Origin of the sequence: Variovorax sp. J22R115 (assembly GCF_030317005.1) — a bacterium.
Taxonomy (GTDB): Bacteria; Pseudomonadota; Gammaproteobacteria; order Burkholderiales; family Burkholderiaceae_C; genus Variovorax.
In genome coordinates this window covers 94,013-119,109 of the sequence record NZ_JASZYM010000019.1, presented here as the reverse complement: position 1 = coordinate 119,109, position 25,097 = coordinate 94,013, and the positions used below count along the sequence as shown (strand labels likewise).

At 68.1% G+C, this 25,097-nt stretch carries 18 protein-coding genes; 7 read left to right on the top strand and 11 right to left on the bottom strand.

Features of this window, described 5'->3' with window-relative positions:
- The first annotated feature begins 173 nt into the window (after positions 1-173).
- Positions 174-380 carry a hypothetical protein gene (locus QTI04_RS28525; protein WP_286618561.1) on the top strand — a complete coding sequence of 69 codons (207 nt, stop codon included), beginning with the start codon at positions 174-176 and terminating at the stop codon, positions 378-380.
- On the top strand, positions 380-1,387 hold the full coding sequence (locus tag QTI04_RS28520) for a PHB depolymerase family esterase (protein ID WP_286618559.1): 1,008 nt from the start codon (positions 380-382) through the stop codon (positions 1,385-1,387). The genes QTI04_RS28525 and QTI04_RS28520 overlap by 1 nt, the downstream gene beginning before the upstream one ends.
- Positions 1,388-1,515: 128 nt before the next feature.
- On the opposite strand, the gene QTI04_RS28515 is transcribed toward QTI04_RS28520, so the two are convergent.
- From QTI04_RS28515 to QTI04_RS28475, 9 genes are all read right to left on the bottom strand, one after another.
- Positions 1,516-1,986: a hypothetical protein gene (locus tag QTI04_RS28515; protein ID WP_286618558.1), complete on the bottom strand. Its 471-nt coding sequence runs from the start codon at positions 1,984-1,986 to the stop codon at positions 1,516-1,518.
- Positions 1,987-1,990: 4 nt separating this feature from the next.
- Positions 1,991-2,176, bottom strand: a complete 186-nt coding sequence (locus QTI04_RS28510) for a DUF3606 domain-containing protein (RefSeq protein ID WP_286618557.1) — start codon at positions 2,174-2,176, stop codon at positions 1,991-1,993.
- Positions 2,177-2,328: 152 nt separating this feature from the next.
- Positions 2,329-2,946: a hypothetical protein gene (locus QTI04_RS28505; RefSeq protein WP_286618556.1), complete on the bottom strand. Its 618-nt coding sequence runs from the start codon at positions 2,944-2,946 to the stop codon at positions 2,329-2,331.
- A 170-nt stretch (positions 2,947-3,116) separates the two neighbouring features.
- Positions 3,117-3,347: a hypothetical protein gene (locus QTI04_RS28500; protein ID WP_286618555.1), complete on the bottom strand. Its 231-nt coding sequence runs from the start codon at positions 3,345-3,347 to the stop codon at positions 3,117-3,119.
- Between the two features lie 109 nt (positions 3,348-3,456).
- Positions 3,457-4,335, bottom strand: coding sequence for an H-NS family nucleoid-associated regulatory protein (locus QTI04_RS28495; RefSeq protein ID WP_286618554.1), 879 nt, complete (start codon positions 4,333-4,335; stop codon positions 3,457-3,459).
- Positions 4,336-4,443: 108 nt separating this feature from the next.
- A complete protein-coding gene (locus QTI04_RS28490; RefSeq protein WP_286618553.1) occupies positions 4,444-5,388 on the bottom strand; it encodes an ArdC family protein in 945 nt (314 codons plus the stop codon).
- Between the two features lie 598 nt (positions 5,389-5,986).
- A complete protein-coding gene (locus QTI04_RS28485; RefSeq protein WP_286618552.1) occupies positions 5,987-6,352 on the bottom strand; it encodes a DUF2958 domain-containing protein in 366 nt (121 codons plus the stop codon).
- A 388-nt stretch (positions 6,353-6,740) separates the two neighbouring features.
- Complete coding sequence (locus QTI04_RS28480) at positions 6,741-7,514, bottom strand: exodeoxyribonuclease III (protein ID WP_286618550.1); 774 nt, start codon at positions 7,512-7,514, stop codon at positions 6,741-6,743.
- Positions 7,515-7,782: 268 nt separating this feature from the next.
- Positions 7,783-8,256, bottom strand: coding sequence for a hypothetical protein (locus QTI04_RS28475; RefSeq protein WP_286618548.1), 474 nt, complete (start codon positions 8,254-8,256; stop codon positions 7,783-7,785).
- Between the two features lie 216 nt (positions 8,257-8,472).
- Here QTI04_RS28475 and QTI04_RS28470 point away from each other — a divergent pair, with 216 nt between their 5' ends.
- From QTI04_RS28470 to QTI04_RS28460, 3 genes are all read left to right on the top strand, one after another.
- Positions 8,473-9,036, top strand: coding sequence for a phospholipase D family protein (locus QTI04_RS28470; protein WP_286618545.1), 564 nt, complete (start codon positions 8,473-8,475; stop codon positions 9,034-9,036).
- 81 nt (positions 9,037-9,117) lie between these two features.
- Positions 9,118-9,390, top strand: coding sequence for a hypothetical protein (locus tag QTI04_RS28465; RefSeq protein ID WP_286618544.1), 273 nt, complete (start codon positions 9,118-9,120; stop codon positions 9,388-9,390).
- A gap of 130 nt (positions 9,391-9,520) precedes the next feature.
- Positions 9,521-11,404: a hypothetical protein gene (locus QTI04_RS28460; protein WP_286618542.1), complete on the top strand. Its 1,884-nt coding sequence runs from the start codon at positions 9,521-9,523 to the stop codon at positions 11,402-11,404.
- A 368-nt stretch (positions 11,405-11,772) separates the two neighbouring features.
- Here the strand turns inward: QTI04_RS28460 and QTI04_RS28455 are convergent, their stop codons facing one another.
- Together QTI04_RS28455 and QTI04_RS28450 are read right to left on the bottom strand one after the other, a co-directional pair.
- On the bottom strand, positions 11,773-20,022 hold the full coding sequence (locus tag QTI04_RS28455; protein WP_286618541.1) for a non-ribosomal peptide synthetase: 8,250 nt from the start codon (positions 20,020-20,022) through the stop codon (positions 11,773-11,775).
- Positions 20,023-20,376: 354 nt separating this feature from the next.
- The gene (locus QTI04_RS28450; RefSeq protein WP_286602350.1) at positions 20,377-21,747 is read right to left on the bottom strand and encodes a replication initiation protein; all 1,371 of its coding nucleotides are present in this window, start codon (positions 21,745-21,747) and stop codon (positions 20,377-20,379) included.
- A 539-nt stretch (positions 21,748-22,286) separates the two neighbouring features.
- Here QTI04_RS28450 and QTI04_RS28445 point away from each other — a divergent pair.
- Positions 22,287-23,522, top strand: coding sequence for an AAA family ATPase (locus tag QTI04_RS28445; RefSeq protein WP_286602351.1), 1,236 nt, complete (start codon positions 22,287-22,289; stop codon positions 23,520-23,522).
- 372 nt (positions 23,523-23,894) lie between these two features.
- Positions 23,895-24,980 carry a ParB/RepB/Spo0J family partition protein gene (locus QTI04_RS28440; RefSeq protein WP_286618539.1) on the top strand — a complete coding sequence of 362 codons (1,086 nt, stop codon included), beginning with the start codon at positions 23,895-23,897 and terminating at the stop codon, positions 24,978-24,980.
- Positions 24,981-25,097: the final 117 nt, after the last annotated feature.

Here is a 25,097-nt window from a genome sequence, read left to right as displayed (position 1 = left end):
TCTCCGCTTGCCTTCTCCTTCTCCGAGCGCTGGCGCATCGCTAGCCGAGGGGTCGGCGACGAAGCGCACGGCGTAGGACACGGGCCACCTGCATTCGAGCCTGAATGCTGCACTGCCGCATCCGATCCCGGCAGACAGTCGGTGCATCGGCCGTCGGTCGAAGCGGAGCAGCGATGAAGAACCCTTGGACCAAGAAGAATCCCCTGATGAGCATGTGGCTCAGCGCGGCCAACAGGACGATGGGGTCCGCGCGCGGTCAGGCCACGCGTGCCGCCAAGCGTGAGATCGGCGCCGCGCAGGCGGACGCGACCCGGCAGATCGTTGACTTCTGGAGCGGCAAGCCGGCCAGGACGGCGACGAAGCGCAAGCCGCGCCGCTGATGGCGCGACGCAGGAAGGCCGGCGGATGGGCCGGCGTGTTCGCGCGCAGCATGCAGGCGCTGACCAGCAGCACGTGGCGCAAGGGCTCGGCGGCGGTGCAGCAGGCGGTCCGGCCGGTGCTCGACAAGCGTCGGCCGCCGGCCGGTCCGGGCCAGTGGATCTCGGGCGTGGCGGTCGGCGCGTCGGGCATGCGCCGCTTTCGGCTCTATCGCCCTCCGGGCATCGTGTTCGGCGAGCGCCTGCCGCTGATGGTGATGCTCCACGGCTGCGGCCAGGATGCGAAGACCTTTGCGACCAGCACGCGCATGAACCGGATCGCGGCGCGCGAGCGGTTTCTCGTGCTCTATCCGGAGCAGGACCTGGTGTCGAATCCCCAGGGCTGCTGGAACTGGTTCGACACCGCGTCGGGTCGCGCCTACGGCGAGGCCGCGTTGATCATGAAGGCCATCGACCAGGTGTGTCTGATGTATGCAGTGGATCGCGCGCGCATCGCCGTGGCGGGACTTTCCGCGGGGGCCAGCATGGCGGCATTGCTGGTCGCGCGGCATCCGGAACGCTTCGGTGCGGTGGTGATGCACTCGGGCATTCCGCCGGGGACCGCGCACTCGCCGCTGTCGGCGCTGGGCGCGATGCACGGGCATCGGCCGACCCGGCCCCTCGCGGACAGGGCGGCGGCCAGGCCGACGGCCTGGCCGCCCTTGATGGTGATCCATGGAACGCGCGACAGGGTGGTCGCGGCCTCGAATGGCCGGGCCGCCGTGCAGGTGTGGGCGGATGCGGCGGGAGCGACGCCCGCCGGCCCGCGCAGCGTCCAGCGCGGAAAGCGCTACGCGACGAGCGTGACCGACTTCAAGCGTCGCGGGCGCACGGTCGCGACGCTCGTGGAGATCGACGGGCTCGGACACGCCTGGAGCGGCGGTGCGGCGCGCCAGTTGTACAGCGACGGCCTCGGGCCCGATGCGTCGCGCATGGCCTGGGCTTTTGCGGCCCGGCAGTTCCGGGCGTGAAGGCATTGTCTCTTCGTCGATGGAACGGGTGCCCTCCCCCGGCCAGGTGCTGGGCACCTTCAGGCAGGCGGACGTAGAACCCTGCCACGGCTCGCTCGTCGAGGTCTTCGATGTCGAGCGGGCGAGGCTCAATGGCCGCGTCTGGCCCTGAGAAAGTGACGCATCAGCGTCATGGCGGCGGCGCCGCTCGCCATCGCGATCAACGTGGCGCGTACGGGCTGCTCCGCGATGTAGCCCGCGCACGCCTCCTTCGAGTGCTGCACGCGTTCGCCCAGGGCCCGGGCCCGTTCGCCCACGGCGCTGACGGCATCACGCGCGGAGGACCGGCCGGACCTGATCGCGTCCGTCGCGAGATCGCGCGCGTCGTTGGAGAGGCCCCGGACGGTGTCGAGCGCTTCGCTGCCGGTCTCCTTGGCATCGGCGAGGCTCGCGCGAACCGACCGCGCGGCCTCTCGGCCGATGCGTTGGCCTTCTTGGGCATAGCCGTGTGCGGCGAGGACCGCATCGTGCCCTGTCTGCCTGGCTTCTTCCGCAAGTTCGGAGGCGGTTTTCACGTCATCAGATGCCATGGACGGCTCCTTGTGCTGTTTGTCGATCACCGGCTTACTTCCTTTGACCCTTGAGGTGTTGTTCCACGGTGGCGGCATGCGTCCCGACAGCGCGCACCGCGGCCTGGAGGATTTCGGGCGAGACGCCCAGCTTCCGGGACCAGTCCCGCAGCTCGTAGTCCTCGTGGATGTTGATGCGCGTGCGGTCCTGCCCGCCGGGTTGGGTCTTGTCGTCTGGCAAGTTGGCTCCTGGTGGTGGGTGGCGCGGTCTGCGCCGGAACGAGGCTCCACTTTCGGGGGACAGCGATGCGAGGAGGGCCGGTCAAGGGCGAACGGGCTTGGCAGGCCAGTCCGACATCGGCATGACGTGGCCGGGCTCGTCCGCCCCGGGCTTCAAAGCAGGCCTGCGGCTTGCGCCGAGTCGAGCACGTTGCGCGTCAGCTCGCGGACCTGTCCACCGATGTCCGACGATGGCGAGGCCACGAAGGTCGTGCTCCATACCATGCGTCCATTGCGCACATCGGTGACGCGCCCCGTGGCCGAGAACCCGGTGCTGCCCCAGCCGCCCCCGACCGGGGCGCTCAGGCCGATGCCGAAGCCACTGCTGCGTCCCCAACTGGAGCCGCCGATTCCGACGGACATGCCGGAGCCCGTGGACGTCGCCGCGGGCGACAGCGACAGGATGAAGACCGTATCGGCGCCGACGGCCGTGGCGCTGGTGGCCAGCTGGGCCTCCGACTCGCGCGCGTTCAGGGTGGTGGCCACCGGGGCCATGACGGGATTGACGCCTCTGGCCGCCAGCGCTCGCGCCAGGTCGTCCTGGCAGGGCTGGCGCATGAGGAGATCGAAGGTGTCGCACGCGATGAGCACCTTGCCGCCTCTGAGAATGCCGGAGTTGGGCCCCAGCGTCGGATCGACCCATTCGCCCCATCGCTGCGGCGCCGAAACGCATGCGGCCAGCGTCAGCGCGGCGAGTGCGGCGCTTCGTCGGAGAAGGGACCAGGTTTCCATGTTGCCACCCCGAAAGTCAGATCAGGGCCTGACGGTCCGCCTTTCAGTGCTGCGCGCCTGGAGGAAAGATCGCTCGATTGGAGTAGGAAGATGCCGTGACGAGCCGCGAGGGGCTCGTGCAAGGCGATGGCTGGTGTCCTCTGGGGCGAAGTAGCGCGCCAGAGCGAGCGTCATGTCGCGGATCGCCAGGTCTCGACTGGCACGGTGTGCCAGTGCGGGCACGACCAGAAATCCGCGTCGCGCCTTGCGCGGCGGATCCTGGCCGTCGAGCCGGTCGGTTTGCCGTCGAGACAGGCGCTCGCAGCGACGAGCGCCCCAGGCGCCTCATGCGCCTGCGACGCCGCCTGCGACTGTGCAGCATCGAAGAAGGTGGCGTAGAGGGTGGACACCTCGAGCGACAAGCGGCGACTGCACAACCGCGCGGTGTTCGCAGGACGCCGGGTGCGCATCGAAGCTGCCGCGCGGTCGAGGCCGCCACCATCGCGACGGCCGTGCCTTCTGCTGGAAGCGTCAGAGCGCCGGTGTCGCGTGGACCGCTTCGGGCGCCGCCGGCGGCGGGCTCTTCACCGCAGCGGCCTTGCGCAGCGCGGCTTTGGGCCCGGTCTTCTTGCGCGCTGCGGGGGCGGCCGCTTTCTTTGGCGGCCGGACAGGTTTCGAGCTTGCCGCCGGGGCCTTCGGGTCGGTGCCTTTCGTCGAGGACTTCGGCACACCCGTCGCCTGGGTCGAAGCGGCTTTCTTCGCCGGTGACTGGGTTGCCGGCCGTGTGACCGCGTGCGCAGACGCAGCGGCAGCGGATGCGGCGGGCGTCTTCACTGCCATCTTCTTCGCGCGGGCCGCCTTCGTCGGAGCAGCGACCGTGGCCGGTGCAACCGCAGCGCTGGGGGATGATGCCGCGGCCGGGGTGGTCTTCTGGGAAGAGCCTTTGGCCGTTGCAACCGACGGGACCCGCTTGGACGGGACCCGCTTCGACTGGATCGAACGGGTCGACCGGGCTGGAACGCGCTCGGCAGGTGCCGCGGGGACGGCGGCGACGGGTGCCGGCGTCGCGGCCGTGGCGAAGCTCGCCAGTGTCCGGCCGGCTGCCATCGCCTGGCGCAGCCAGGCGGGCCTGGGACCGCGTCCGCCCCACTGGTTGCCCTTGCCGTCGCTGAACCTTGCGCCGTTGGACGCAGCGCCAGCCTTCCCGTTCGTCTTGGGCTTCTTGCGGGCCGCAGGCGACATGGGCGCGGAGATCGACGCGAACTTCAGATCGCCCGCCGTGAGGCCGTACTTCGCAATCGCTGCATTGATCTTCGCGATGGCGCCCTTGGCTTCGAGCGCCAGTTGCTTTTGGGCGGAGGCCTGGAGTGCCGCGATTTCGCGTGCCAACTGGGCGTAGGTCTTGGTCATGAAACGATCAGAAGTGGAAAGGCTGGAGTCTAGTGAGATCTCGCAGGCCCATGGGCCTGCGCCGGGATGAATTGGAAGGTGGCCGAACCCGCGGCCACTGCCCGGGATTCATTCGTCCGCGGGCAGGATCGGTGACCCGTCCAGCGCCGGCATCTCCCGGGCCAGGATGTAGTCGAACGCTTCGCCCGCATGCCGTGCGGCCGTGAAGATCGCCGTTCGATCGTTCCTGAGCACCTGCAGCCAGCTGTCGAGGTATGCGGCATGCCCTTCGATGGACGCGTCCACGAGCCCGCAGTGTCCCATCGCGAAGGCAGAGCCGAGCTCGGCGACCAGTTCCTCGAACGCGTACGCCGCATCGCCGAAGCGCCGACCAAACGCCCGGTTCAGGCGGCTCGCATGGCCTGTCCAATGCACCAGTTCATGCAGGGTCGTCGCGCAATACGCCTGGGCGCTGGTGAAGCGCTGGGGCCAGGGCAGTCGGATCTCGTCCAGTGCTGGCAAGTACATGGCCCGCTCGAAGCCATGACGGATGGTGGCGCCGCTGCCTCCGAGCAGGCGGCACGCCGCCTCCACCGGCGCCCAGGCAGGCACCGGTGCTTCGCCGCAGGCGTCGACCACCTCGCGGGGCAGCCCGTCGATCTGCGCCACGTTGAAGACCCAGAACGGCAGGCACTGCAGCATGCCGTCGCGTCGGGCTTCTTCGTGATCGCCCGCTTCGTCGACCTCCGGACTGCTTTCCGCATCGCCCCTTTCGGAGCCGCCCTGGCGTCCCTTGCGTTCGAAGTGGGCACACAGCACCGCGCGCTCGCCCTTGCGCACCTGGGCGCCGAGGCTCGCCGCCTGCTTGTAGGTCAACCAGACGTTCGACGCGTAGCCTTGCTCGATGGCTGCATCCCACAGCAGCAGCACATTGGCCCCGTGATACGGCGCACCCGTCTTCGCGTTGCGAGGGATGCCGCGTGAGGCGGCCCGTGTCCAGCGCTCCCGGAACACATTGCCGCCCTTCTCGAGCATCGCAATGATCCGGTCGGTGACAGACTGCCGGACATCCATGCGGCCGCCGCGCGGCGGCGCTGCACCTTGAAGTTGGACAGCACCTGCTTTGGGTGAGTCCTCGGGGGGTACGGGGGGAACGCCCGGGGCTGTTGGGCTGTTGGCGGTGCGCGCCTTGCGCTGACCGGGGGAGGGAGTTGCATGCATGGCGAAGCCTTTCTGCGGGGGGTGTGCCGCGGGGGTTGAACATCTGCTTTCGGAGCCGCCTCGACGCATGAAGAGCGAGCAGCAAGGGCCGATGTCCAGGGACCGCCCGGAGGCCGCAGCCGAGCGCAGCGAGGACCGGGTGAGGACGGAGGCGTTGCCCGAAGCCCTGGACAGCGGACCGAGCGAGCTATGCGTCGATCAAGAGGTGGCTCTGAAGGCAGAGGTGCCGCGGCACGCACCGGTGACTCACGCGGGCACACCGCCCGGCAGCGCGGGGCCGCAGGCCGTTCGGTCTTCCTCTGCGACGCACAGGCGCGAGTCACGCATTCAAGACTTGGATCTGCCGCGCACCGCGTGGCCTGATCGTGGACAGCGCGCGACAGTTCGCTGCCGCGCGCCACGCCGGGTCAAGTCGAAGGCAATGCCGCCGGCGCAGGCCGGCGGCAGGCGCTCAGGCCTGGATCCGCCCGGCGAGTCGCGCCTCACGCGCGTAGGCGCTCAGCGCTTGCGTGGCCCGGAAGTGCAGGTCCTGCTCGATCGGCAGGTTCATCATCCCGCGCACGACGGAAAGCCCAGCCAGGCTCACATGGCCCAGTTCCGGATAGCCCATGCCCAGATCACACAGGCCGAAAGCGATCTGCGCTTGGGGCTCGATCTCCGTCAGCAGCCAGGTCGCGCCCGCATCGGGCGTGAAGAGCTTGACCACCGGCCGCGGATCGAAGTCCTGGCCCTGCGCCTGGTAGGCCAGCGCCATGCGGCCATTGCGAAGCAGCAGTTCGAATTGCGCGTCGGTGATGAAAGGAAAGTGGGAGGCCATGACGCATCTCCTTGAACGGTAGCGGGCGGGATTGCCCGTGACCGTCGACGGCACGCCGCAGCGCAAGCGGTCAAGGTTCGAAGACGGCCGCGGGCCGCCAGCGCCGCGAGGCGCGCAGACCTTGACGGCGAGAACGGCATGGCACCCTCAAGGGAACAGCAAGCGCTCCCTGCCCCGTTCCTGCACGGCCCTTGCGCGCCCTCCCCGCCAACGCGAGCGGTCAAATTGGATCGGTTGATGCGCTGGCGATGGCGCCGTCAATGCGAAACGAAATGGGGCGCGCGGGCCCCATGTGGACGGAATCCAGAACGTTGCCGCAGCGAGCTTCCGAGAGGCGCGTGGCAGCGACGCGAAGGGACAACCTGGCGGGTGGGTTCTGCGTTTTGCTTCAGTTCTCGAGTTCCACCCACGCCGGCGCATGGTCGCTGGCGCCTTCGAGGCCACGGACGGCCTGGTCGACGCCTGCGCTGCGCATGCGCTTGGCGACTTTCGGGCTGAGGAGAAGATGGTCGATGCGCAGGCCCGCGCCTCGGGGCCACCGGTTGCGCAGATAGCTCCAGAACGTGTAGAGCGGCGCGTCGGGCGACTGGCGCTTCAGCGCGTCCGTCCAACCGGCATCCAGCAGCGACTGATAGGCTGCGCGCGGCGCGGGCTGCAGCAATGCGTTGTCGAGGAACGAGCGCGTCGAATAGATGTCGGCGTCGCTCGGAACGACGTTGTAGTCGCCGGCGAGCACCGTGGGATGGCCCGAGGCCAGCAAGGATGCCGCATGGGCATTGAACCGCCGGAACCAGTCGAGCTTGTAGTTGAATTTCGGACCCGGCTGAGGATTGCCGTTGGGCATGTAGCAGCAACCGATCACCACGCCATGGACGGCCGCCTCCAGGTAGCGCGCTTCCCTGTCCCCGGGGTCGCCGGGGAGGCCTCTTCGGATCTCGAGCGGTTCGACGCCCTTGGCGAGGATGGCCACGCCATTCCAGCTTCGTTGGCCGAGTACCAGCGACTCGTACCCCATGGCCCGGACCGCGTCGCGGGGAAACTCACCGGTCTGGCACTTGAGCTCCTGCAGGCACACGACGTCCGGCGCCGTGACGTCGAGCCAGGCTCTCAGGGGGCCGATGCGCTTGCGGACATCGTTGACGTTGTAGGTGGCGATGCGCATGGCGGCTGCGGCTTACGTCGGGTTCCGGGTTCGGGGCACGCCGTCTGCGATCGCAGCCGTGACCGCCAGCCACGTCTGATAGTCCAGCAGCAGCAGACCTCGACGCGATGCCGTCGATCTGCGCGATCGGGTGGATCGCTTCGCGGCAGCCCGCGTCGGCGGGGGTATATCGAGGGCGGTCTGGCGAGGAGGTTTGCGCATGCGTGCAGCATGAATCACTGGCGCCCAATTGGCGTAGGTCGATGCCGTTCCTCGCAAGGGCGGCGCGTCAGGAGAGCGGCGCGCGCAATAGCGCACGCAACGCCGGCTTGGCGGAGAAGTAGAACCAGCGCGCAGCATCGCTGCCGGCCTGAAGCCCCGACTCGATCCAGGCGAGGTCGTGAGGGCTGGCTGTGGCCCCGGCCTGGACAAGCGACCTAGCTTCCGACGGCGTCAGATGGCCGACCCATTGGCTCATCTGGTAGCGCTTGACCTTGCGAAGCGTGGCATGGATGTCGGGGGTCGGCGGCGTCATGGGCGTATTTTCCTCCCGCGGGAGGAAGCCCGGCGGACCTCCGATCAAGCACCGGTCATGCGCCCCCATGCACGGGCGCTGCCAGCCGCAAATCGCCGGCTTTCTGCGCAAATCTCGTCGCCGCTCGGACTTCAATTTATACTGGATGAATGAACAGTATTCGACCGCCTTGCTCGCGGCTTTGACGCCGGACGTCGTCGTGCCCGGCCTGGTCGCGGCGTCGGCCATTCCCGGCGTCCACGCCTTCTTCAAGCCCGGTTGCAAGTACGCCAAGGAGAGCGGGCGTCCTGCTGCTCGATCTTCAGGATGCCGCCGTCGAGCACGGCGAACTCGCGCTGGACCAGCCCGGCAGGAATCTCAGCCATTTGATGCGTGCGGTCGCGTCTGGCCGCTTCGCCGAAGGGGCGCGTACAAACTACAGTCGCCGCCCAACCTGAACACTGCATGCGATCCAATTTTCTTTCTGCCTCGCGCCGTGCCCTGCTGGGCATTGCCTTTGCCCTCCTCGCTGGCTGTGCCAGTTCACTTGGCCCCCTGCCCTCCGACTCGAAGATCGAGGTGGCCTTCTCGCCCGAGGCAGGCTCCGAAGCGCTCGTGCTCAAGGTCATTGACAGCGCCCGCGGTTCGATCCGGCTGGCCGGCTATTCCTTCACTTCGCCTTCCGTAGTTCGCGCACTGACCGATGCGAAGCGACGTGGCGTCGATGTGCGCGTGTTGATCGATGACAAGGGCAACCGCGGCAAGGCGAACATCGCTGCGATGAACCTGCTGGTCGGCGCCAACATCCCGACCAAGGTGATCTCGACCTATGCGATCCACCACGACAAGTACATCGTGGTGGACGGCAAGCACACCCAGACGGGCTCCTTCAACTACAGCCAGGCGGCAGCGAAGTCCAACTCTGAAAACGTGCTGGTGGTGTGGAGCAATCCGAAGCTGGCCGCAAGCTACCTCGCGCATTGGGAGAACCGGTGGGCCCAGGGCATGGCCATCGAGATGACCTACTAGGCGCAGGAGTCCTCGCTGCGCGGACCACTGCAGCTCGATGTGTGCGCCTGCCTCCGCCGGTTCGAGGGCTGGGCCTTCGGCGTGCGTGAACTCGAAGGCCTTGACGCCCAGGGCCACGTCCTCGATGCGCTGAACATGCAGGGGATCTTGGTTTCGATGGGCTCCGGAGCAAACGATGAGCGGCTTGACCGCCGTGCCGGAGAGACTCGGTTCGAATGCACGCGCACCCTCGGCCAGGGCCTCTTGATGGCTGGCCATGGGATCCGGGTCGATGTGCTTGTCATGGACCAGCGGCGCGGCCGCGCACTTCTCGACCGCCTCGATCGCCGTGGCGACGGCCGTCTAGGAATGTAACTAAATGCTACCACCCTTCAAGAAAGGGCCTGCGCTGCCGATAGAGCCGCCGGGCCTCGACTCCGTGCCTGCGCACGGGTTCTGGGGAATCCGGACCTCGAGTCCATACCTCAATTCCAACCAAAGACCGATGAAGGCAACCTCCAGTTTCGTCCTCCCCTCCGCGCGACTTTTCCATCGCTCAGGCATCGCCTCTGCCGTGGTGATCGCGCTTGCACTCGCCGGCTGCGGCGGTGGAGGCGGCAGTTCCTTTCCCGTGACGGGCCACCCTGCGGCGCAAGGCGGCGGTGCGGACACTGGCGCCGGCACGCAACAGGCCTCGGCAGGCATCATTTCGGGCACTGCCGCCGCGGGTCTGCCGCTGCGCGGCACCGTCACCGTTCGGGACGCGAAGGGCGCGACCAAGACGGTCCCGCTGTCGTCCATCGGCGGCTACTCGGTCGACGTCACGGGCATGACCGGGCCGTTCCTTTTCATCGCCCAGGGCACGGCCGGCAGTTCGCAGTACACGCTCGTCTCGGCGGCCACCTCGGCCGATGTCAACGGCAACATCAACATCACCCCCTTCACCGACCTGGTCGTGGCCAACATTGCAGGGCAGCTGGCTTCGAAGTTTTTCGAGAGCGGCGACTACAGCGCGCTGACGAAGGATGCCCTGGATTCGGAACTGAGCGGCCTCAAGGCGAAGCTCCTGCCAGCCCTCCTCGCGCTGGGCGTCGACGCAAGCGTCGACTTGCTGCGCACCGCGTTCACGCCCCTGGCGAGTGCCTTGGACACCGCGCTGGACGTGCTGCGCGTCAGCGTGGACCCGGCCAGCAACGTGGCCACGATCCGCAACCTGGTCACGCAGCAGCAGCTGGCCGACGACCTGGCGACGCGGGCCGCGGCCGAGACCGGCGTGGCGCCCATGGACGGCGCCGGCATGGCTTCGGCGGGCGACGACATCTCGCAGGTGCGCAAGGTGTTCGCGGACTTCTCCTCCAGGTTCGCCGACGGCGCACCGGTGGCCGCTGCATTGCGGCCGTTGTTGACCGACGACTTCCTCTTCCAGGACATGGACGCTGCCGAGTTCAGCGCTGAAGTCGCAGCCGACCCCAACCTCGTGGGCGGCAGCTTCACCGATGTCACACCGGTGGGTTTCGAGCCCGGCAAGTCGAGCGTTCTGGTCGATTTCACCCACCGGGACAAGGACGGCGTCGCCTTCAGCCGGCAGCAGAACGTCCGCGTCGCGAAGGGGTCCGACGGTGCCTGGCGCCTGGCCGGTGACGGGCACGCGATGGAAATCGAAATCCATCCGCTGGCGCGTTCGTGGGGGAACGGGACCTGCGGGGGCACCGGCTTCGACGTGATCATCAAGGACCACAACGCCGGCAACAGCGGCGCCGTGGCGGGCGTCATCGTGACCGGTCCGGGCTTTCCGCAGGCCGGCGTGAAGTATGTGCCGGCCGTGCGTGACCTCGCTTGGTACTGGGTCGACCCTGCCCTTCCGCAGATGCCGAATCCAGGCTACCAGATGCAGGGCAACTGCATCGGGCTGATCGACGAGCAGAAGGAAGCCGTGATCAAGGCCATTCCCGACAACGCCGCCTACGTCTTCAAGGCAGTCGACGCAAGCGGTCAGCCGGTGCAGTACAACGGTGCCGCGATGGTCTACACGCTGCGCGTGCCCCGTCGGCCTCTGACGATGACCGAGGCCCTGGCGCTGCGGCCCCCCGTGATGACGCCGTCCGTGCCTTTCACCGACTACAAGGGCGGGCCGTTGACGCTGTCGGTCGCGGGGGTGAACCCGGACTTTTCGACGCATCTGGTCCTGGGCATCGCCGACGCGATGTACCAGACCAGCTACTCGGACGAAGTCGACGTCGCGCCCCGCCGGGACGGCACTGCCTCCCACGCATTCACCCTCCCCACCATCAGCTCGAGCGTCTGGCAGAACTACAGCGTGACGACGACGGACGCTGACTGGCGACAGTTCGTGGTCACGGGGCTGTCGGGCAGTCTGGCCACTCCCTGAGCGTCCGCGGCGCACCCGCGCCCTGTCGCCACGCCGGGCCCGAGACCGGTCGGACGCGCGGGGCATCGGCGCGCCTCGGGTCAGGGAAGAACCGAGCCGCCGTTGATCAACGCCCACAGCGAGTCTTCTGGAGCCCGACGGGAGCGCACAACGGGGTGAGGCCGGGGGACGCCATTGCGATGCCTCCGGGCGGGTCCCGCGGTCTCAGGAAGATCGCTTCCGAGCCGGGCTATCGCCTGCGCACAGCCGGCGGCCGCGATCCCGGCACCATCAACGGGCCTCCGCAGGTTCGGGCCACGGCGGCGGCGGCCGGCGTCTGCTGGCTGTGAGCGCTGCTGTCCGCCTGTCCGGGGCAGGACCCCTGCCGCTCACCACCAGGTCTTGGCCAGTCGCTTCCACCAGCGCGTCCCGTCTTTGCCTTTCGCAGACGGCGTGGCCTGCTGCGCGTGTTCGCGTTGCGAGTCCAGCTCGATCCCGCCCGCCAACTGCGACAACGTTTCAAAGATGAACCGCCTGGACTCCATGCGAACGCCCCATTCACGTTCGAACCGGATGACGATGCGACCGACCTTCAGCGAGTCGCCACCCAGGTCGAAGAAGTTGTCGCGCGGATCGATGTCGTCGATCGCCATGTCCAGCACGTCGGCCCAGATCCTGGCGAGCGCGCCTTCCGCCGGCGAGCGATGCCCTTGCCGGGTTCCTGGCACCGTGCGCGCTTCGCGGCCGGGCGGTGCAAGCGCATGGCGGTTGATCTTGCCGTTGGGCAGGAGCGGGAGCGCCTCCAGCCCGACGAAGTGCTGCGGCAGCATGTAGTCGGGCAAGGTCGCGCGCAGATGATCCTTGAGCGCCGAGGCATCGCAGGTGCCATCGCCCGTGACCACGTAGGCCACCAGGCGAGGGTCGCCCGGCCGGTCCTCTCGCGCCATCACCAGGCACTGTGATACCGCGGGATGCGCCTGCAACTGCGCTTCGATCTCGCCGGGCTCGATGCGATGGCCGCGCAGCTTCACCTGGAAATCGAGCCGGCCTTGGTGCTCGAGCGTGCCATCGTGGCGCCAGCGGCCCCGGTCCCCTGTCTTGTACATGCGCGAACCGGGCGCCGGGCCGAAGGGCTCCGGAACGAATCGGTCGGCCGTCAACTCGGGTCGCCCCAGATAGCCCAGCGCCACGCCGTCGCCGCCAATGAAGATCTCGCCCGAAACGCCGACCGGGCAAGGATGGCCGTGCGCGTCCAGCACGTGCACGCGTGTGTTGGCGATCGGGCGACCGATCGACATGGCCTGCACCGCCCGCGGCACCTTCCAGCAGGTGGACCACACGGTGGTTTCGGTAGGGCCGTACAGGTTCCAAAGCTCACCCGCACGAGCCGACAGGGCCTGTGCCATGTGCGTGCTGAGGCTTTCCCCGCCGATGAGCGCCTTGAACCGCGGCCCTCCCATCCAGCCGGTGTCGATCAGCAGCCGCCAGGTGGAGGGCGTCGCCTGCATCACTGTGGCTTGCGAGCGCTCCAGCAGGGCGCTCAATGCCAAGCCGTCGCTGGCTTGCTCGCGGGTGGCCAGGATGACCGTGGCGCCCACGGACAGCGGCAGCAAGAGTTCGAGCACCGAGATGTCGAAGCTCAAGGTGGTGACCGCCAGCAGCACGTCCTCGGCGCACAGCCCCGGCTCGCGCTGCATCGACAGCAGGAAGTTCACCACCGCCCGGTGCGGCACGGCAACTCCCTTGGGCTTGCCGGTGGAGCCGGAGGTGTAGATCACATAGGCCGGATCGTCCGGGCCGGCGTCGCGCGCGGCGTCGCGGGTCGGCGCGGACGCCGGGTGTTCCATGGGGTCCACAGGCGAATCCAGCAGCATCGTCGGCAGCGCCAGACCCTTCCAGTGCGATGCCTGCTCCTGCCGGGTCAGCAGCAACGCGAGGCCGGCGTCCAGTGCCATGTCCTGCAGGCGTTGCCGCGGATAGGCGGGGTCCAGCGGCACATAGGCGGCGCCTGCCGTCAGCACGGCCAGTTGCGCGACGACCATGGTGGGGTCACGCTCCAGGCAAAGGCCGACCCGTGTGCCGCGTTGCACGCCCCGGGCTCGCAACGCATGGGCAAGCCGGTGCACGCTCGACCAGAGCTGCGCGTAGGGCACTGAAGCGCCGGGCAACTGGCGCAGTGCGACCGCGCTGCACGCGCTGTGCCGGGACAGCAGGCCGTGCACGGTGTGCCCGCGCGGAGACTCGACGTCGGTCCGGTTCCAGGATGCGAGCAGGGCGAGTTGCCGGGGACCCGGCACGGCAACACCTTGCAAGGGCGAGCCCGGTGATTCGATCAGCCGCTCCAGCAAGTGCGCGTAGTTGTCCAGGATGGCCTGCGCCGTCTCGGCCGAGAAGAGCTCGGTCGAATAGTTCAGGAACATGGCGCCCTCGCCCTCGATGTCAATGGTCAGCCCCAGGTCGAACTGGGTCGCGCCCAGGCTCAACGAGAGGAAGCGGACCTCCAGGCCCTCCATCCGCACGGGTTCGCGGCGTGCATTGAGCACGTTGAACATCACGCGAAGCTCGGGCACCCTGGCGCCGTGCTCCTGGGCGCGCAGGCGTCCCACGAGGTAGTCCAGCGGAACGTCCTGGTGCGCGAAAGCCGACAGGCAGGTCTCGCGCACCTGCGCCAGCAGCGCGTGAAAGTCCTGCTCGGGTTGAAGCTGACAGCGCAGCACCAGGGTGTTGATGAGCGAGCCCACCACTTCCTCTGCCTCGACCCGCGTGCGGCCCGCGATGGGCGTGCCGACCGCGACGTCGTCCTGTCCGCAGTAGCGCGACAGGAGGAACTGGAAGGCCGCCAGCAGGCTCATGAAAGGCGAGACGCTGTGCTGCGCGCTGAAGCGTTGCATGCGATCGATCCACGCTTCGGACAGGTCAAGCCGCGCCCGCGCTCCCTGGCTGGAGACGCGTTGGGCCACCGCGGTGTCGGCCGGCAGGTTCAGCGGACTCCATCCGGCGAGCTGCTCCATCCAGTAGCGGGTCTGGACGGCGAGCACATCGTCGTCGATGTGCTCGCGTTGCCAGCGGGCAAAGTCGATGAAGTCGATGGCGCGTGCCGGCAGGCAGGCCGCCTGGCCCTGCACGGCCGCGCCGTAGAGCGCCTGCAATTCGCGCAGTAGCACGCTCCACGCCCAGCCGTCGCCGATCATGTGGTGCATCACCATCACGAGCGCATGGTTCTGCTCGTCCAGGCGCACGAGGACGAAGCGATGCAGCGGGCCGCGTGCGAGGTCGAAGGCTTGTGCCGCAAGGCGCGCGGCTTGGCGCTCGAACTCTGCCTCCTGGTCGGCCCAGTGGCGCCCGTCGAGTTCGATCACCACGGCTGGCTGCGGCTCGCCGACGCGGGCCATGGGCTCGGATTCGCCCAGCTCGAAGGTGGTGCGAAAGGCTTCGTGCCGCATGACCATCTGGTCGAGCGCCGAGCGCAATGCGGCGTGCTGCAAGGGGCCGCGAAGGCGCAGCGCTTCGCACATGTTGTAGGCCGCGCCGCGCGGGTCCATTTCGTGCAGCAGCCAGATGCGCCGCTGGGAGAAGGACACCATCGATGGCTGCGCTCGCGAAACCACCTCGATGGGCGCGAGTGCCGCGCTTCCATCAAGGGGTCGGCCGCCGGGATGGCCGTTCAAGAGCCGCGCCAGCCCTTCGATGGTCGGATGCTCGAACAGGCTGCGCAAAGGCAGGTCGACCTGGAAGACGGCGCGGACCCGCGAAACGATCTGCGTCGCAAGCAGCGAATGGCCGCCCAGGTCGAAGAAATTCGTGCGAATCCCGAAGCCCGATCGCCCGAGGACGCGCTGCCAGATGTCCTGCAGGCCTTCTTCCAGGGGGGACCGGGGGCCGGTCCGGTCCGACCCGACGGATGGGCCCTCGGGCCGCGGAAGCTGGCGCCGATCGACCTTGCCGTTGGCCAGGCGCGGCAACTGCGGCAGGAACACGAAGGCCGCGGGGACCATGTGCTCTGGCAGCCTTGCACGCAACTGCGTTCGAAGACCCTGCGCATCGGCGCCGGCCATGCTGTCGAGAGCAACGTAGGCGACGAGTTCGCGTTGCCCCGGAACATCCTCGCGAAGAAGCACCGCGCACAGGCTCACGCCGCGACAGGCATTGACGGCGGCCTCGACCTCGCCCAGTTCGATCCGGAACCCCCGCAGCTTGACCTGCTGGTCGTCGCGCCCGATGAATTCGACAACGCCCGCATCCAGCCACCGCGCAAGATCCCCGGTGCGATAGAGGCGTTCACCGGGCAGGAAGGGGTTGGGCAGGAAACGTTGCGCCGTGAGTTCGGGCCGGTTGAGATAGCCACGCCCCACGCCCAGGCCGCCCACGTACAGCTCGCCGGCCACGTTCACCGGTTGGGGCTGCATGTGCGCGTCCAGCACATAGAGCTGCGCGTTGTCCACCGGACGGCCGATGGGCACGATGGCGCGCTCGGGCACCTGTTCGCCCACCTCGTACCAGGCACTGTCGACCGTGGCCTCGGTCGGGCCGTAGAAGTTGCCCAGCCGCGCGGCCGGCAGGCAGCGCCTGAAGGCCAGCGCCAGGTCACGGTCCAGGGGCTCGCCGCCGCACAGCACGTAGCGCAGGCTCGTGCACTGCGCCATCTGCGCCTCGTCGAGGATCACGCGCATCTCGGAGGGCACGAACTGCACGACGCTGATGGCGTTGGCATGCAGCGTTGCCGCAAGCCGATGCATGTCGCGATGGACTTCGGGCGGCGCCAGGACGACCTGGGCACCGCACGCCAGCGTTGAGAAGAACTCCCAGATCGAGGCGTCGAAGCTGATGGAGGTCTTGTGCAGCACGCGGTCCTTCGCACTCAGCCCGAGCGTGTCCTTCATCCACTGCACGTGATTGACGAGGCCGCCATGCATCAGCTGGGCGGCCTTGGGCATGCCGGTGGAACCGGAGGTGAAGATCAGGTAGGCGATGTGCTCGGGCCGCGACAAGTCCCTCACCGCGGGCACGGCATCGGCCGGCGCGGGCCCGCCGTCGGGCGGCACTTCAATGATCTCGAAGCTCGCCGCGGCCGCCAGGTGATGCAGCGGCCCGGACATGGGCGCATCGGCCAGCACGAAGCGCGGCGCCGCATCCTCCAGCATGGCCTGCAGCCGCTCGGGCGGATGCTCCGAGTCCAGCGGCAGGTAGGTGCCGCCGGCCTTGAACAAGGCGAGCAGGCCGACGACCAGCCCGAAGCAGCGCGGCATGCACAGGCCGACCACGCATCCGGGGACGACGCCCCGGCGGCGCAGGTCGTGCGCGAGCCGATCCGACAGCGCGTCGAGCTGGGCATAGCGCATGCCTTGCCGGCCGAAGCGCAGCGCGACCGCTGCGGGCGTCAGGCGGGCCTGCGCGCGAAAGAGCGCGTGCACGCTTTGCAGATCGCGCGAACCGGGCCGCGACGGCCCGTTCCACGTCACGAGCATGCGTTGCTGCTCTGCCGCGTCCATCAGCGGCAGGCGAGTGACGGCGCGCTCCGGCTCGGCCACCATCGCCGCCAGGAGATTGCCGAAATGCGCCGCCATGCGTTCGATCGACCGGGCCGTGAAGAGGTCCGTGCGGTACTCGATCTCGGCATCGAGGTGCGCGTCGGGGCCCGTCTCGATCACGGTGAGCGACAAGTCGAACTTGGCGCATTCCGAGTGCACGCCCAGTCGCTCGCTCTCCAGCCCGTCGAGCTCCAGCACGCGGTGGCCGAAGTTTTCCAGGGAAAAGGAGACCTGGTAGAGCGGGTTGCGGCCCGCGTCGCGTTGCGGGCGGAGCTCGGCCACCAGGCGCTCGAAGGGCATTTGCTGGTGGGTCAGCGCTTCGACGAGGGTCGTGCGATCGCGCCGCATCAACTCGGCGAATCCGGGCTCGCCTTGCAGGTCGGCGCGCACCACCACCGTGTTGACGAATTGGCCCACCGCCTCGAGCAGCCGCGGATCGTCGCGCCCGGCGACGGGCACGCCGATGGCGATGTCCGTCTGGCCGGTGTAGCGCAGCAGCAGCGCCTGGAATGCGGCGAGCACGGCCGTGAACAGCGTGACCTGATGCTGTCGTGCGAGCGTCCTCAGGGCCGTGGCGAGTGCGGCTTCGATGCGGAAGTCGTGCGTCTTCCCGGCGCTTCCGCCGGCCCTGGAAGCGCGGGGGCTGTCCGTGGGCAGTTCCAGTGTTTGCACAGCGCTCAGCTTGGCGCGCCAGTAGTCCAGCGCCGCGTGCATGTCACCGCGCTCGAAGTGCTGGCGCTTCAACCGGGCATGCTCGCTCGGCGCCAGCGGCAACGAGGGGAGCGCCGGATCGTCGAAAGCATAGAGCTGCCCCAGATCGCGATGAAGGAGGGTCATCGACCATCGGTCCACCACGATGTGGTGAGCGACCAGAACGAGCACGTGATGGTCGCTCGAAATCCGCAGGAGAACAGCGCGCAGCAGGGGCGCGCGCGACAGCTCGAAGGGCTCGGCGATGACGGCGGCGATGCGTGGGGTCTCGTCCGCCCCCTCGGGTAGCGCCACCTGCTGCAGCCTGAAGCGCTGCGTCGCCTGCGCTGCCGGGATCACGCGCTGCTCGGGTTCGGTGTCCGTTGCGTGGAATCCAGTGCGTAGACTGGCATGTCGCACGAGCAGGGCATGCAGGCCGCGCTGGAGGCGTTCGACATCGAGTCGCCCCTTCAGCCGGGTCGCCGAGTGAATGTGGTAGGCCGCGCTGCCGCTGCCCAGCTGATCGACGAACCAGAGGCCTTCCTGCGCCAGCAGCAAGGGCGCGGTGCCGTCGGCGTCATGCAGGGATGCTGTGTCGGGTGCGACGGGGGCCCCGTTGTCGCGCCGGGCGACTTCATCCATGGTCGCCTGGACCAGCGCTGCCATCTCCGTGACGGACGGTGCCGCGAGCACCTGGGCCACCGTGATTTCCACACCGCAATCCCGGCTGACCGCCAGCGCCAATCGCGCGGCCGACAGCGAGTCGCCGCCCATCGCCAGAAAATTCGCATCGCCTTCGCCGACGCGCTGGCGAAGGATCTCCTCGAAGAGCGCGGCGACGCGGGCTTGCAGCGGCGTCGGCGGCTCGCGCACGTCAGGCGCCGCCGTCGATGTCCGGGCGATGGATTGAATCTGCTCGTGCATCCGGCGGCGCTGCAGCTTTCCGGCGGTGCCGGTCGGCAGCTTGTCGAGCACGTGAATGCAGGCGGGGATCTTGAAGTCGGCGAGCGCGCCGAACAGTGCCCGGCGCAGGGCACGCGGATCGGTCACCTCGTTGCGCGCCAGGACCACTGCCGCATGCACGTCCTCGCCCAGTGTGGGATGGGGTGCGGCATAGGCCACGGCCTGGGCAACGCCCGGCAAGGCCAGCAGCGCCTGTTCGACCTCGTAGGGGGCGATCTTTTCGCCGCCCCGATTGATGAGTTCGGACGTTCGGCCGGTGATGCAGAGATAGCCATCGGTCCCGAGCCAGCCCAGGTCGCCGGTGATGAACCAGCCGTTCTGGAAGGCCACCTTGTTCACCTCGGGCGCGTCCTCATACCCGGAAAATACGGCCGGTCCGCGAACCACGATGCGCCCCTCGATGTTGCAAGGCTGGTCGTGCCCCTGCGGGTCGATCACGCGAATCCCGGCGCCTGCCGCGGGACCGACCGAGCCAGGTCTTCGGATGCCGGGAGGCAAGGGGTTGCTGGCCATTTGCGTGGCCGCCTCGGTCATGGCGTAGGCCTCGATCACGGGCACCTGCCAAAGGGCCTCCAGATCGCGCATCAACGCCGGAGAGAGCGCCGAAGACGCCGAGCGAGCGAAGCGCAGGCGATGTTCCGGCCACGCCGGCCCCAGCCTGGCAGCCAGGTCGGCGATGGCCTGGTGGATGGAAGGCGCGGCGGTGTACCAGGTGGGGGCGAACTCGGTGATCCACTGCGCAAATTCCGATGCCTCGAAACCCGGCGTGCACACCACGGACGAACCCGCCACCAGGGGCGTCAACAGACCGCCGATCAGCCCGTGGCCGTGATAGGTCGGCATCACGAGCAAGCCACGATCGTCGTCCGGGCTCACGGCCAGGTGGCGTGCGATGTTGCGCGCTGAGGCCAGGACCTGTTGTTGGGTGAGCGGCACGCGCTTGGGTTTTCCGCTGGTGCCCGAGGTGAAGAGGACGAAGGCGGTGTCCCCCGGTGCCGGCGCGGCACCCTGCGCTTCCCGGTCCCCCGACGGATCGGCCTGCGCCTGCAGGAGCCGTGACAGGTCGAACGGGAGCGCCGGCACACCGAGTTGCTGCGCCAAGCCTGTCACCACCGGATCGCCGGGCAGGCCAAGGACGGCGTCGGCGCGCGCCTCGCGCAGCAGCGCCTCCAGCTCGAGGGGCGTCAGTCCCGGATGCAGCGGCAAGGCCGTCGCGTTGCAGGCCAGTACCACGGTCGCCAGGGCCAGCGGCAGGCCGGTCGGCAGCACGACGGCGATTCGGGGGACAGCGTCCAGGCCAAGGGACGCCAGCCAGTTCCGCGTGTGGTCCGCGGCGGCAACCAGCTGCAAGTAGCTGAGGGAGGGATGCCCCGTCGATAGCAGGGCGGGAGCCGAAGGCCGGGTCCGCGCGTGAAATTCGAGCACCCGACGCAGGGTCGGTCCTTCCAGATCAGTCACGCAGATCCTTTCGCGTTGTCTCGAGATCAGTTTTTCAGACGGGACTCCGATGGTGACGCCCAGACATGGTGCATGTAAAGGCAGCCTTGCCTTCGCGGCCGGCAAAGGGGCTGGCCCACGAGTAAGTGTGAACTTTAGGCCACAAAACGCGCCACCCTGAGACGCAAAACAGGGCTTGGGCGCGACTCGTGTGCGCGAATCCAGGGCGGTTGTTGCCGAGCATCAACGTGGCCTGGGTCCTATGGAGGATGGCTCCAACGCAAGATTGGCAGAACGGCATAGGTTGGCGCTCACTCCGTTCTCGAGCCGCGCCAGGCTGAGGCGAAGACGACCTCTTGCGCACGGGGGCGCTGCTCACATGCCGGCCACGCCTTGTTGCAGCGCGAATTCGAGCAGCACCTTGTCCGTCGGTTCGCCGGGCCAGGTGTCCGCGGCGAGCCACTTGAAGAAGGTGGTCCCGGCAATCCGGCTGGCCGGCCCGTCCCGCCGCCAGGCCCGGGCGATGGGGGTGGCCACCTGTTCAAGCCGGTTGGATTCGAAGCGAGTGCGTACTTCGGTCTGTTGCGGCTCGGGCATTTCGGCGAACAGGGCGCGGGCCTGGCCGGTGCGGTCGTTTTCCCAGAGCTCTCGAATGCGGCGCAGGCGGTCCGCCTCCGACAGTGCGCGGGCCGGCGCAGCGAGCGCGGGCGCGGCGCCGGCGGGCGGCAGGGCCGGCACGCTGGCGGTGAGGCCGGCATAGCCCTTCTTCAGCGCGTCCTTGAAATAGGCCGCCGGCGACTTGAGCCCGGGCATCGTCGCGTTGCGCAGCCGTGCATCGACGTGGTCGAGCGTGGCCCGGATCTGTCCTTCGTCCGTGGTCGCGTAGAGATCCTGGGCTTCGTCCTGCTTGATCCCGAGCGCGACCAGGCGTGCGACGAGTTCGAGGTCGAACACATTGCGATTCGACGCGTCGATGTCACCCAGGCGCTGCTGGATTTTCGGCACGACCCTGAACTGGATTTCCTCGATCTTGCGGCCGCGCTTGTGCTCGATCAGCTCGAGGCCGAATTCCTCGCAGAGCGCGTCGATCTCGGCGATCGCCTTGGTGATCACGTCGCGCTTGAGGAAGCGGTAGTCGACCTCCTTGATGTCGCTGCGCCCGGTCAGCACGGCCGCCCACCACATCACGTCCTCGCGCATCGAGAGCCGGCCCGGCGATGTCAGGTAGCGCGCGCCGATCTCGTAGAGGACGGCGGCCGAATAGCTGCGCATCTGGCTGCTCATCTCGAGCAGGACGCGCGTGTACTGGTGCGGCTTGACCAGCCGCTCCTTGATCTCGTCGGGATAGCGCCAGGTCACCATGCAGGGGCGGCCCCTGCCCTGCTCCTCGATGGTCACGGTGCCGAGCAGCTGTGACGACACCCAGCGCTTGAGCGAGCTGCTGCTGGTCGACCATTCGATGGTGGTGGCCTGCATGTCGCGCAGATGCGACTTGAGCAGCTCGGTGTTGTTCGAATTGAAGCGGGCGTCGCCGATCAGCTCGCTCAGGGCGAGCCGGTAGACCGGCTCGTCGACGCCCTGGCGCTGCGAGTGATAGAGCAGCGCGTTGTAGATGCGCCGCGACAGCAGGGTCAGGCGCCCGCGCTTGGGACGGATCGCGATGGCCTCGTTGGCCTTCGCGATGCTTTGCTCCTCGGCCGTCGGCGGCTGGCGAGGCGCGCTGTGTGATGAGTCATCCTCGGCCATGGAACACTGTGGTGGTGAAAGGGCTGCACATCATGCCGAGGTATTGTGATTCGGTCAATTCACAAAGACACGCAACCGGTGCTCTTGTTCTCTTTGATAAGGAACACTTGGGAGGTTGAAGAGTTGAGGATCCATTTTTACCAATGACGACAAAGGCTTACAGGGCAAACTGTGAGTGTTCTTGGGGTTGAATGTGAGCGGCGTTGGGATTTGATGTGAGCAAATTTGGGCTCCGGCGCATTCCAACGTGAGGACCGATGGGGTTTGGTGTGAGTGGATAGGGGCAACCGCCCTGCCCCGCTGCACTGCAGCACGTGGCGCAGGGGCTGGAGCGCGGCCCTGCCGCTGGTGGAGGCATCCAATCGGCCATTTCGGCTGTTTTTCCGGGCGCTGGGGGCCCACTCCGTGGCGGGATTGCCACCAGATCCCCAAACGAACTCACAATACGCACCAGGGAATTGTGCTCGGGCTCGGTGGAACTTGTTCATTCGACAGATTCTCATAGAATCGCTGAATTCTGTCGAATAAGGTAGTCCCCTATGTCCGTTACCGTCCCGCCGGTCGGTGGAAACCAGGTTTCCACCGACGTCCACGCCCAGGCCCGTCCCACCATCAATATGGAGCGCATCGCGGCCTTGGCCACGCGCGCCGGCTCGATGGTGGAGCAGATCCGCGGCATGCTGCTGGCCCCGGAGGCCCGGAAGATCGCCCCCACCTACTCCACCGCCCAGCTGGCCGCGTTGTGTGGTGTCGACAAGGCGCACGTGGCCTATCGGATCACCAAGGAGGATCTGCCTGCGGGGCAGCTCTCGCCTTCGGGCGGCAAGCGGATCTTCGGGCTCGACGAGTTGCGTCGCTGGACCCGCACCTACCGTGGCGAGAAGATGCGCCCCGCGGGCCGCAAGGCGGTCACGATCGCTGTGGGCAACTTCAAGGGCGGGGTCGCGAAGACCACGACGGCGATGATCCTGGCCCAGGGCCTGAGCCTGCGCGGCCACCGGGTGCTCGCGATCGACACCGACCCCCAGGGATCGCTGACGACTTTGCACGGCCTGCTGCCCGAGGCCGAGGTGACCGAGGACATGACGATCGGCCCGCTGTGCGATGGCACGGAGAACGACATCCGCTATGCGATCCGTTCGACCTATTGGGACGGCATCGATCTGGTGGCGGCCGCCCCGTTCCTCTTTTCGGCCGAGTTCGCGCTGCCGGCGCGCCAGATGCAGGAGCCGGGTGCGAAGTTCTGGGATGTGTTGAACGTGGGTCTGGAGAGCGTGCGCGATCTCTATGACGTGATCGTGATCGACACGCCCCCTTCGCTTTCTTATGTGACGATCAATGCGCTGTGGGCCGCCAACGGCATCGTCGTGCCGGTGCCGCCGTCGGGCCTGGACTTCGCGTCCTCGGCCCAGTTCTGGTCGCTGCTCGCCGACCTCGGGGGCAACCTCGACGGCCAGAGCAAGGATCGCGAGGGCAAGGCCTTCGACTTCCTGCACGTGCTGCTGAGCCGGGTCGACGCGGCCGATCCCGCCATGCCCGCGGTGCGGCAGTGGATCCAGGCGACCTACGGCGAGTACACCCTGCCGGTCGAGATTCCGAAGACCAGCGTGACGAGCAACAAGGCCGCGGAGTTCGCGACCGTCTACGACGTCCAGAAGTACGAGGGCGCCGCGAAGACCTACAAGCGCGCGGTGGACGCCTATGACTCGTTCGTCGAACTGGTCGAGCAGTCGGTGGTCGGCGCCTGGCAGGCGCAGGGCAGGGCCCAGCGATGAGCACGAACCCCAGGCACTGTGAATCGCTGCGCCGTGGAAACCTGGTTTCCACCGGGACTCTGGACCGGTCCCCCGCGGCTGGAAACCTGGTTTCCACTTTGGCCCCTGACGCGGGCTCCGTACGCTCCGACGCCATGACGACGCCTCGCGTCCTCGCGGCCGTGCGCGGGCACACGATCCGCGCCGCTGGAAACCAGGTTTCCACGCGCGTGTCCCATTCGCTGCGGGGCCGCCCCGGAGCCTCGGTCCGGTCAACGCCCGCCGCAGCCGGCTGCCCGATACGGGCCACGCAAGGCGCAGGAGGACACCCGCGCGCGTCCTTGAAACCGGGCCGTGCCGCGGCTCCCGTTCACCATCAAGAGGAGTCCTGACATGGCGAGCACACGAAAACGACTCGAAGCGCTGACCGCCGGGCTGTCGCTGCCGATGGAGCCGGTCAGGCCCGTGGCGCCGGCGTCGATTCCCGAGGCGCCGGACGGTCCGGCCCCCGCGCCGGTGAACGGCGTGGAAACCAGGTTTCCACCGGCCTCTGCGGGTGGAATGCCGCCGCGCACGGGCCCGGGCCAGATGATGGCGTTCCGCGGCCAGATCCAGCAGGTCGAAGGCGAGATGGCCGCCTTGCGCGAGAAGCTGCGCCAGTACGACGGCGCGCTGCCGACGCGCAAGATGGACCCGAAGACGATCCGGCCGAGCCGCTACGCGAACCGCCACCAGTCCTCCTTCGGCACCAGCGAATTTGCGGGCCTCAAGGCCGACATCGAGCACGCGGGCGGCAACGTCCAGCCCATCCTCGTGCGTCCCCTGAAGGACGAGCCGGGTCAGTTCGAGCTCGTGTTTGGCCATCGTCGCCACCAGGCCTGCCTGGAACTCGGCATCGACGTGCTGGCCTCCGTGTGGCTCGATGAACTGGGCGACCGCGCCTTGTTCGAGATCATGGATCGCGAGAACCGCGAGCGGGCCGATCTCTCGGCGTACGAGCAGGGGATCATGTACCAGCGCGCGCTGGAGGAGCAGCTGTTCCCGACGCAGCGCCAGCTCGCCGAGGCCATCGGTGTGAGCCACACCTGGGTCCGCAAGGCCTTGCTGGTGGCGCAGTTGCCCGAGGCCGTGGTGGAGTGCTTCCGCAGCCCGCTCGAGATCAGCTTCCGGCACGCCGAGCAGATCACCACCGCGATGGAGCAGGACCGCCGTGCGGTGCTGAAGCGCGCGGAGAAGCTGCGCGGCCACAGCCTGTCCGCACCGATCGTGGTGGCGCGCCTGCTCGACGCGAAACCGGGCTTCGAACGCACCGAGCGCGTCGACATCGACGTTGCGGGCCACAAGCTCGGCTCGCTCGTGCGCGCCAAGTCGGGGGAGATCACGATCACGATCGCCGCGCAGGCGGCGCTGGATCCGAACCCCGAGGCGGTCGAATCGGCCGTCGTGGCCGCGCTGCGCAAGGTTCGACATCAGGGTTGACGGGGAGGGTGGGACACCGGCCAGGCGCCGGTCGTCCCACCCGAATGTGAGGGTCGTTGGGATTCAGGATGAGTGCTCGACAGTGCTGGAACTTTGCGCTCTAACCCCCTTTAATGG

Excerpts from the sequence above, each read along its gene's own strand:
- QTI04_RS28485 (WP_286618552.1), bottom strand. The coding sequence starts at position 6,352 with ATGGCCTCCCACTTTCCTTTCATCACCGACGCGCAATTCGAACTGCTG.
- QTI04_RS28520 (WP_286618559.1), top strand. The coding sequence starts at position 380 with ATGGCGCGACGCAGGAAGGCCGGCGGATGGGCCGGCGTGTTCGCGCGC.
- QTI04_RS28495 (WP_286618554.1), bottom strand. The coding sequence starts at position 4,335 with ATGACCAAGACCTACGCCCAGTTGGCACGCGAAATCGCGGCACTCCAG.
- QTI04_RS28480 (WP_286618550.1), bottom strand. The coding sequence starts at position 7,514 with ATGCGCATCGCCACCTACAACGTCAACGATGTCCGCAAGCGCATCGGC.
- QTI04_RS28490 (WP_286618553.1), bottom strand. The coding sequence starts at position 5,388 with ATGGATGTCCGGCAGTCTGTCACCGACCGGATCATTGCGATGCTCGAG.
- QTI04_RS28525 (WP_286618561.1), top strand. The coding sequence starts at position 174 with ATGAAGAACCCTTGGACCAAGAAGAATCCCCTGATGAGCATGTGGCTC.
- QTI04_RS28470 (WP_286618545.1), top strand. The coding sequence starts at position 8,473 with ATGCGATCCAATTTTCTTTCTGCCTCGCGCCGTGCCCTGCTGGGCATT.
- QTI04_RS28445 (WP_286602351.1), top strand. The coding sequence starts at position 22,287 with ATGTCCGTTACCGTCCCGCCGGTCGGTGGAAACCAGGTTTCCACCGAC.
- QTI04_RS28505 (WP_286618556.1), bottom strand. The coding sequence starts at position 2,946 with ATGGAAACCTGGTCCCTTCTCCGACGAAGCGCCGCACTCGCCGCGCTG.
- QTI04_RS28475 (WP_286618548.1), bottom strand. The coding sequence starts at position 8,256 with ATGGCCGACGCCGCGACCAGGCCGGGCACGACGACGTCCGGCGTCAAA.
- QTI04_RS28460 (WP_286618542.1), top strand. The coding sequence starts at position 9,521 with ATGAAGGCAACCTCCAGTTTCGTCCTCCCCTCCGCGCGACTTTTCCAT.
- QTI04_RS28450 (WP_286602350.1), bottom strand. The coding sequence starts at position 21,747 with ATGGCCGAGGATGACTCATCACACAGCGCGCCTCGCCAGCCGCCGACG.
- QTI04_RS28440 (WP_286618539.1), top strand. The coding sequence starts at position 23,895 with ATGGCGAGCACACGAAAACGACTCGAAGCGCTGACCGCCGGGCTGTCG.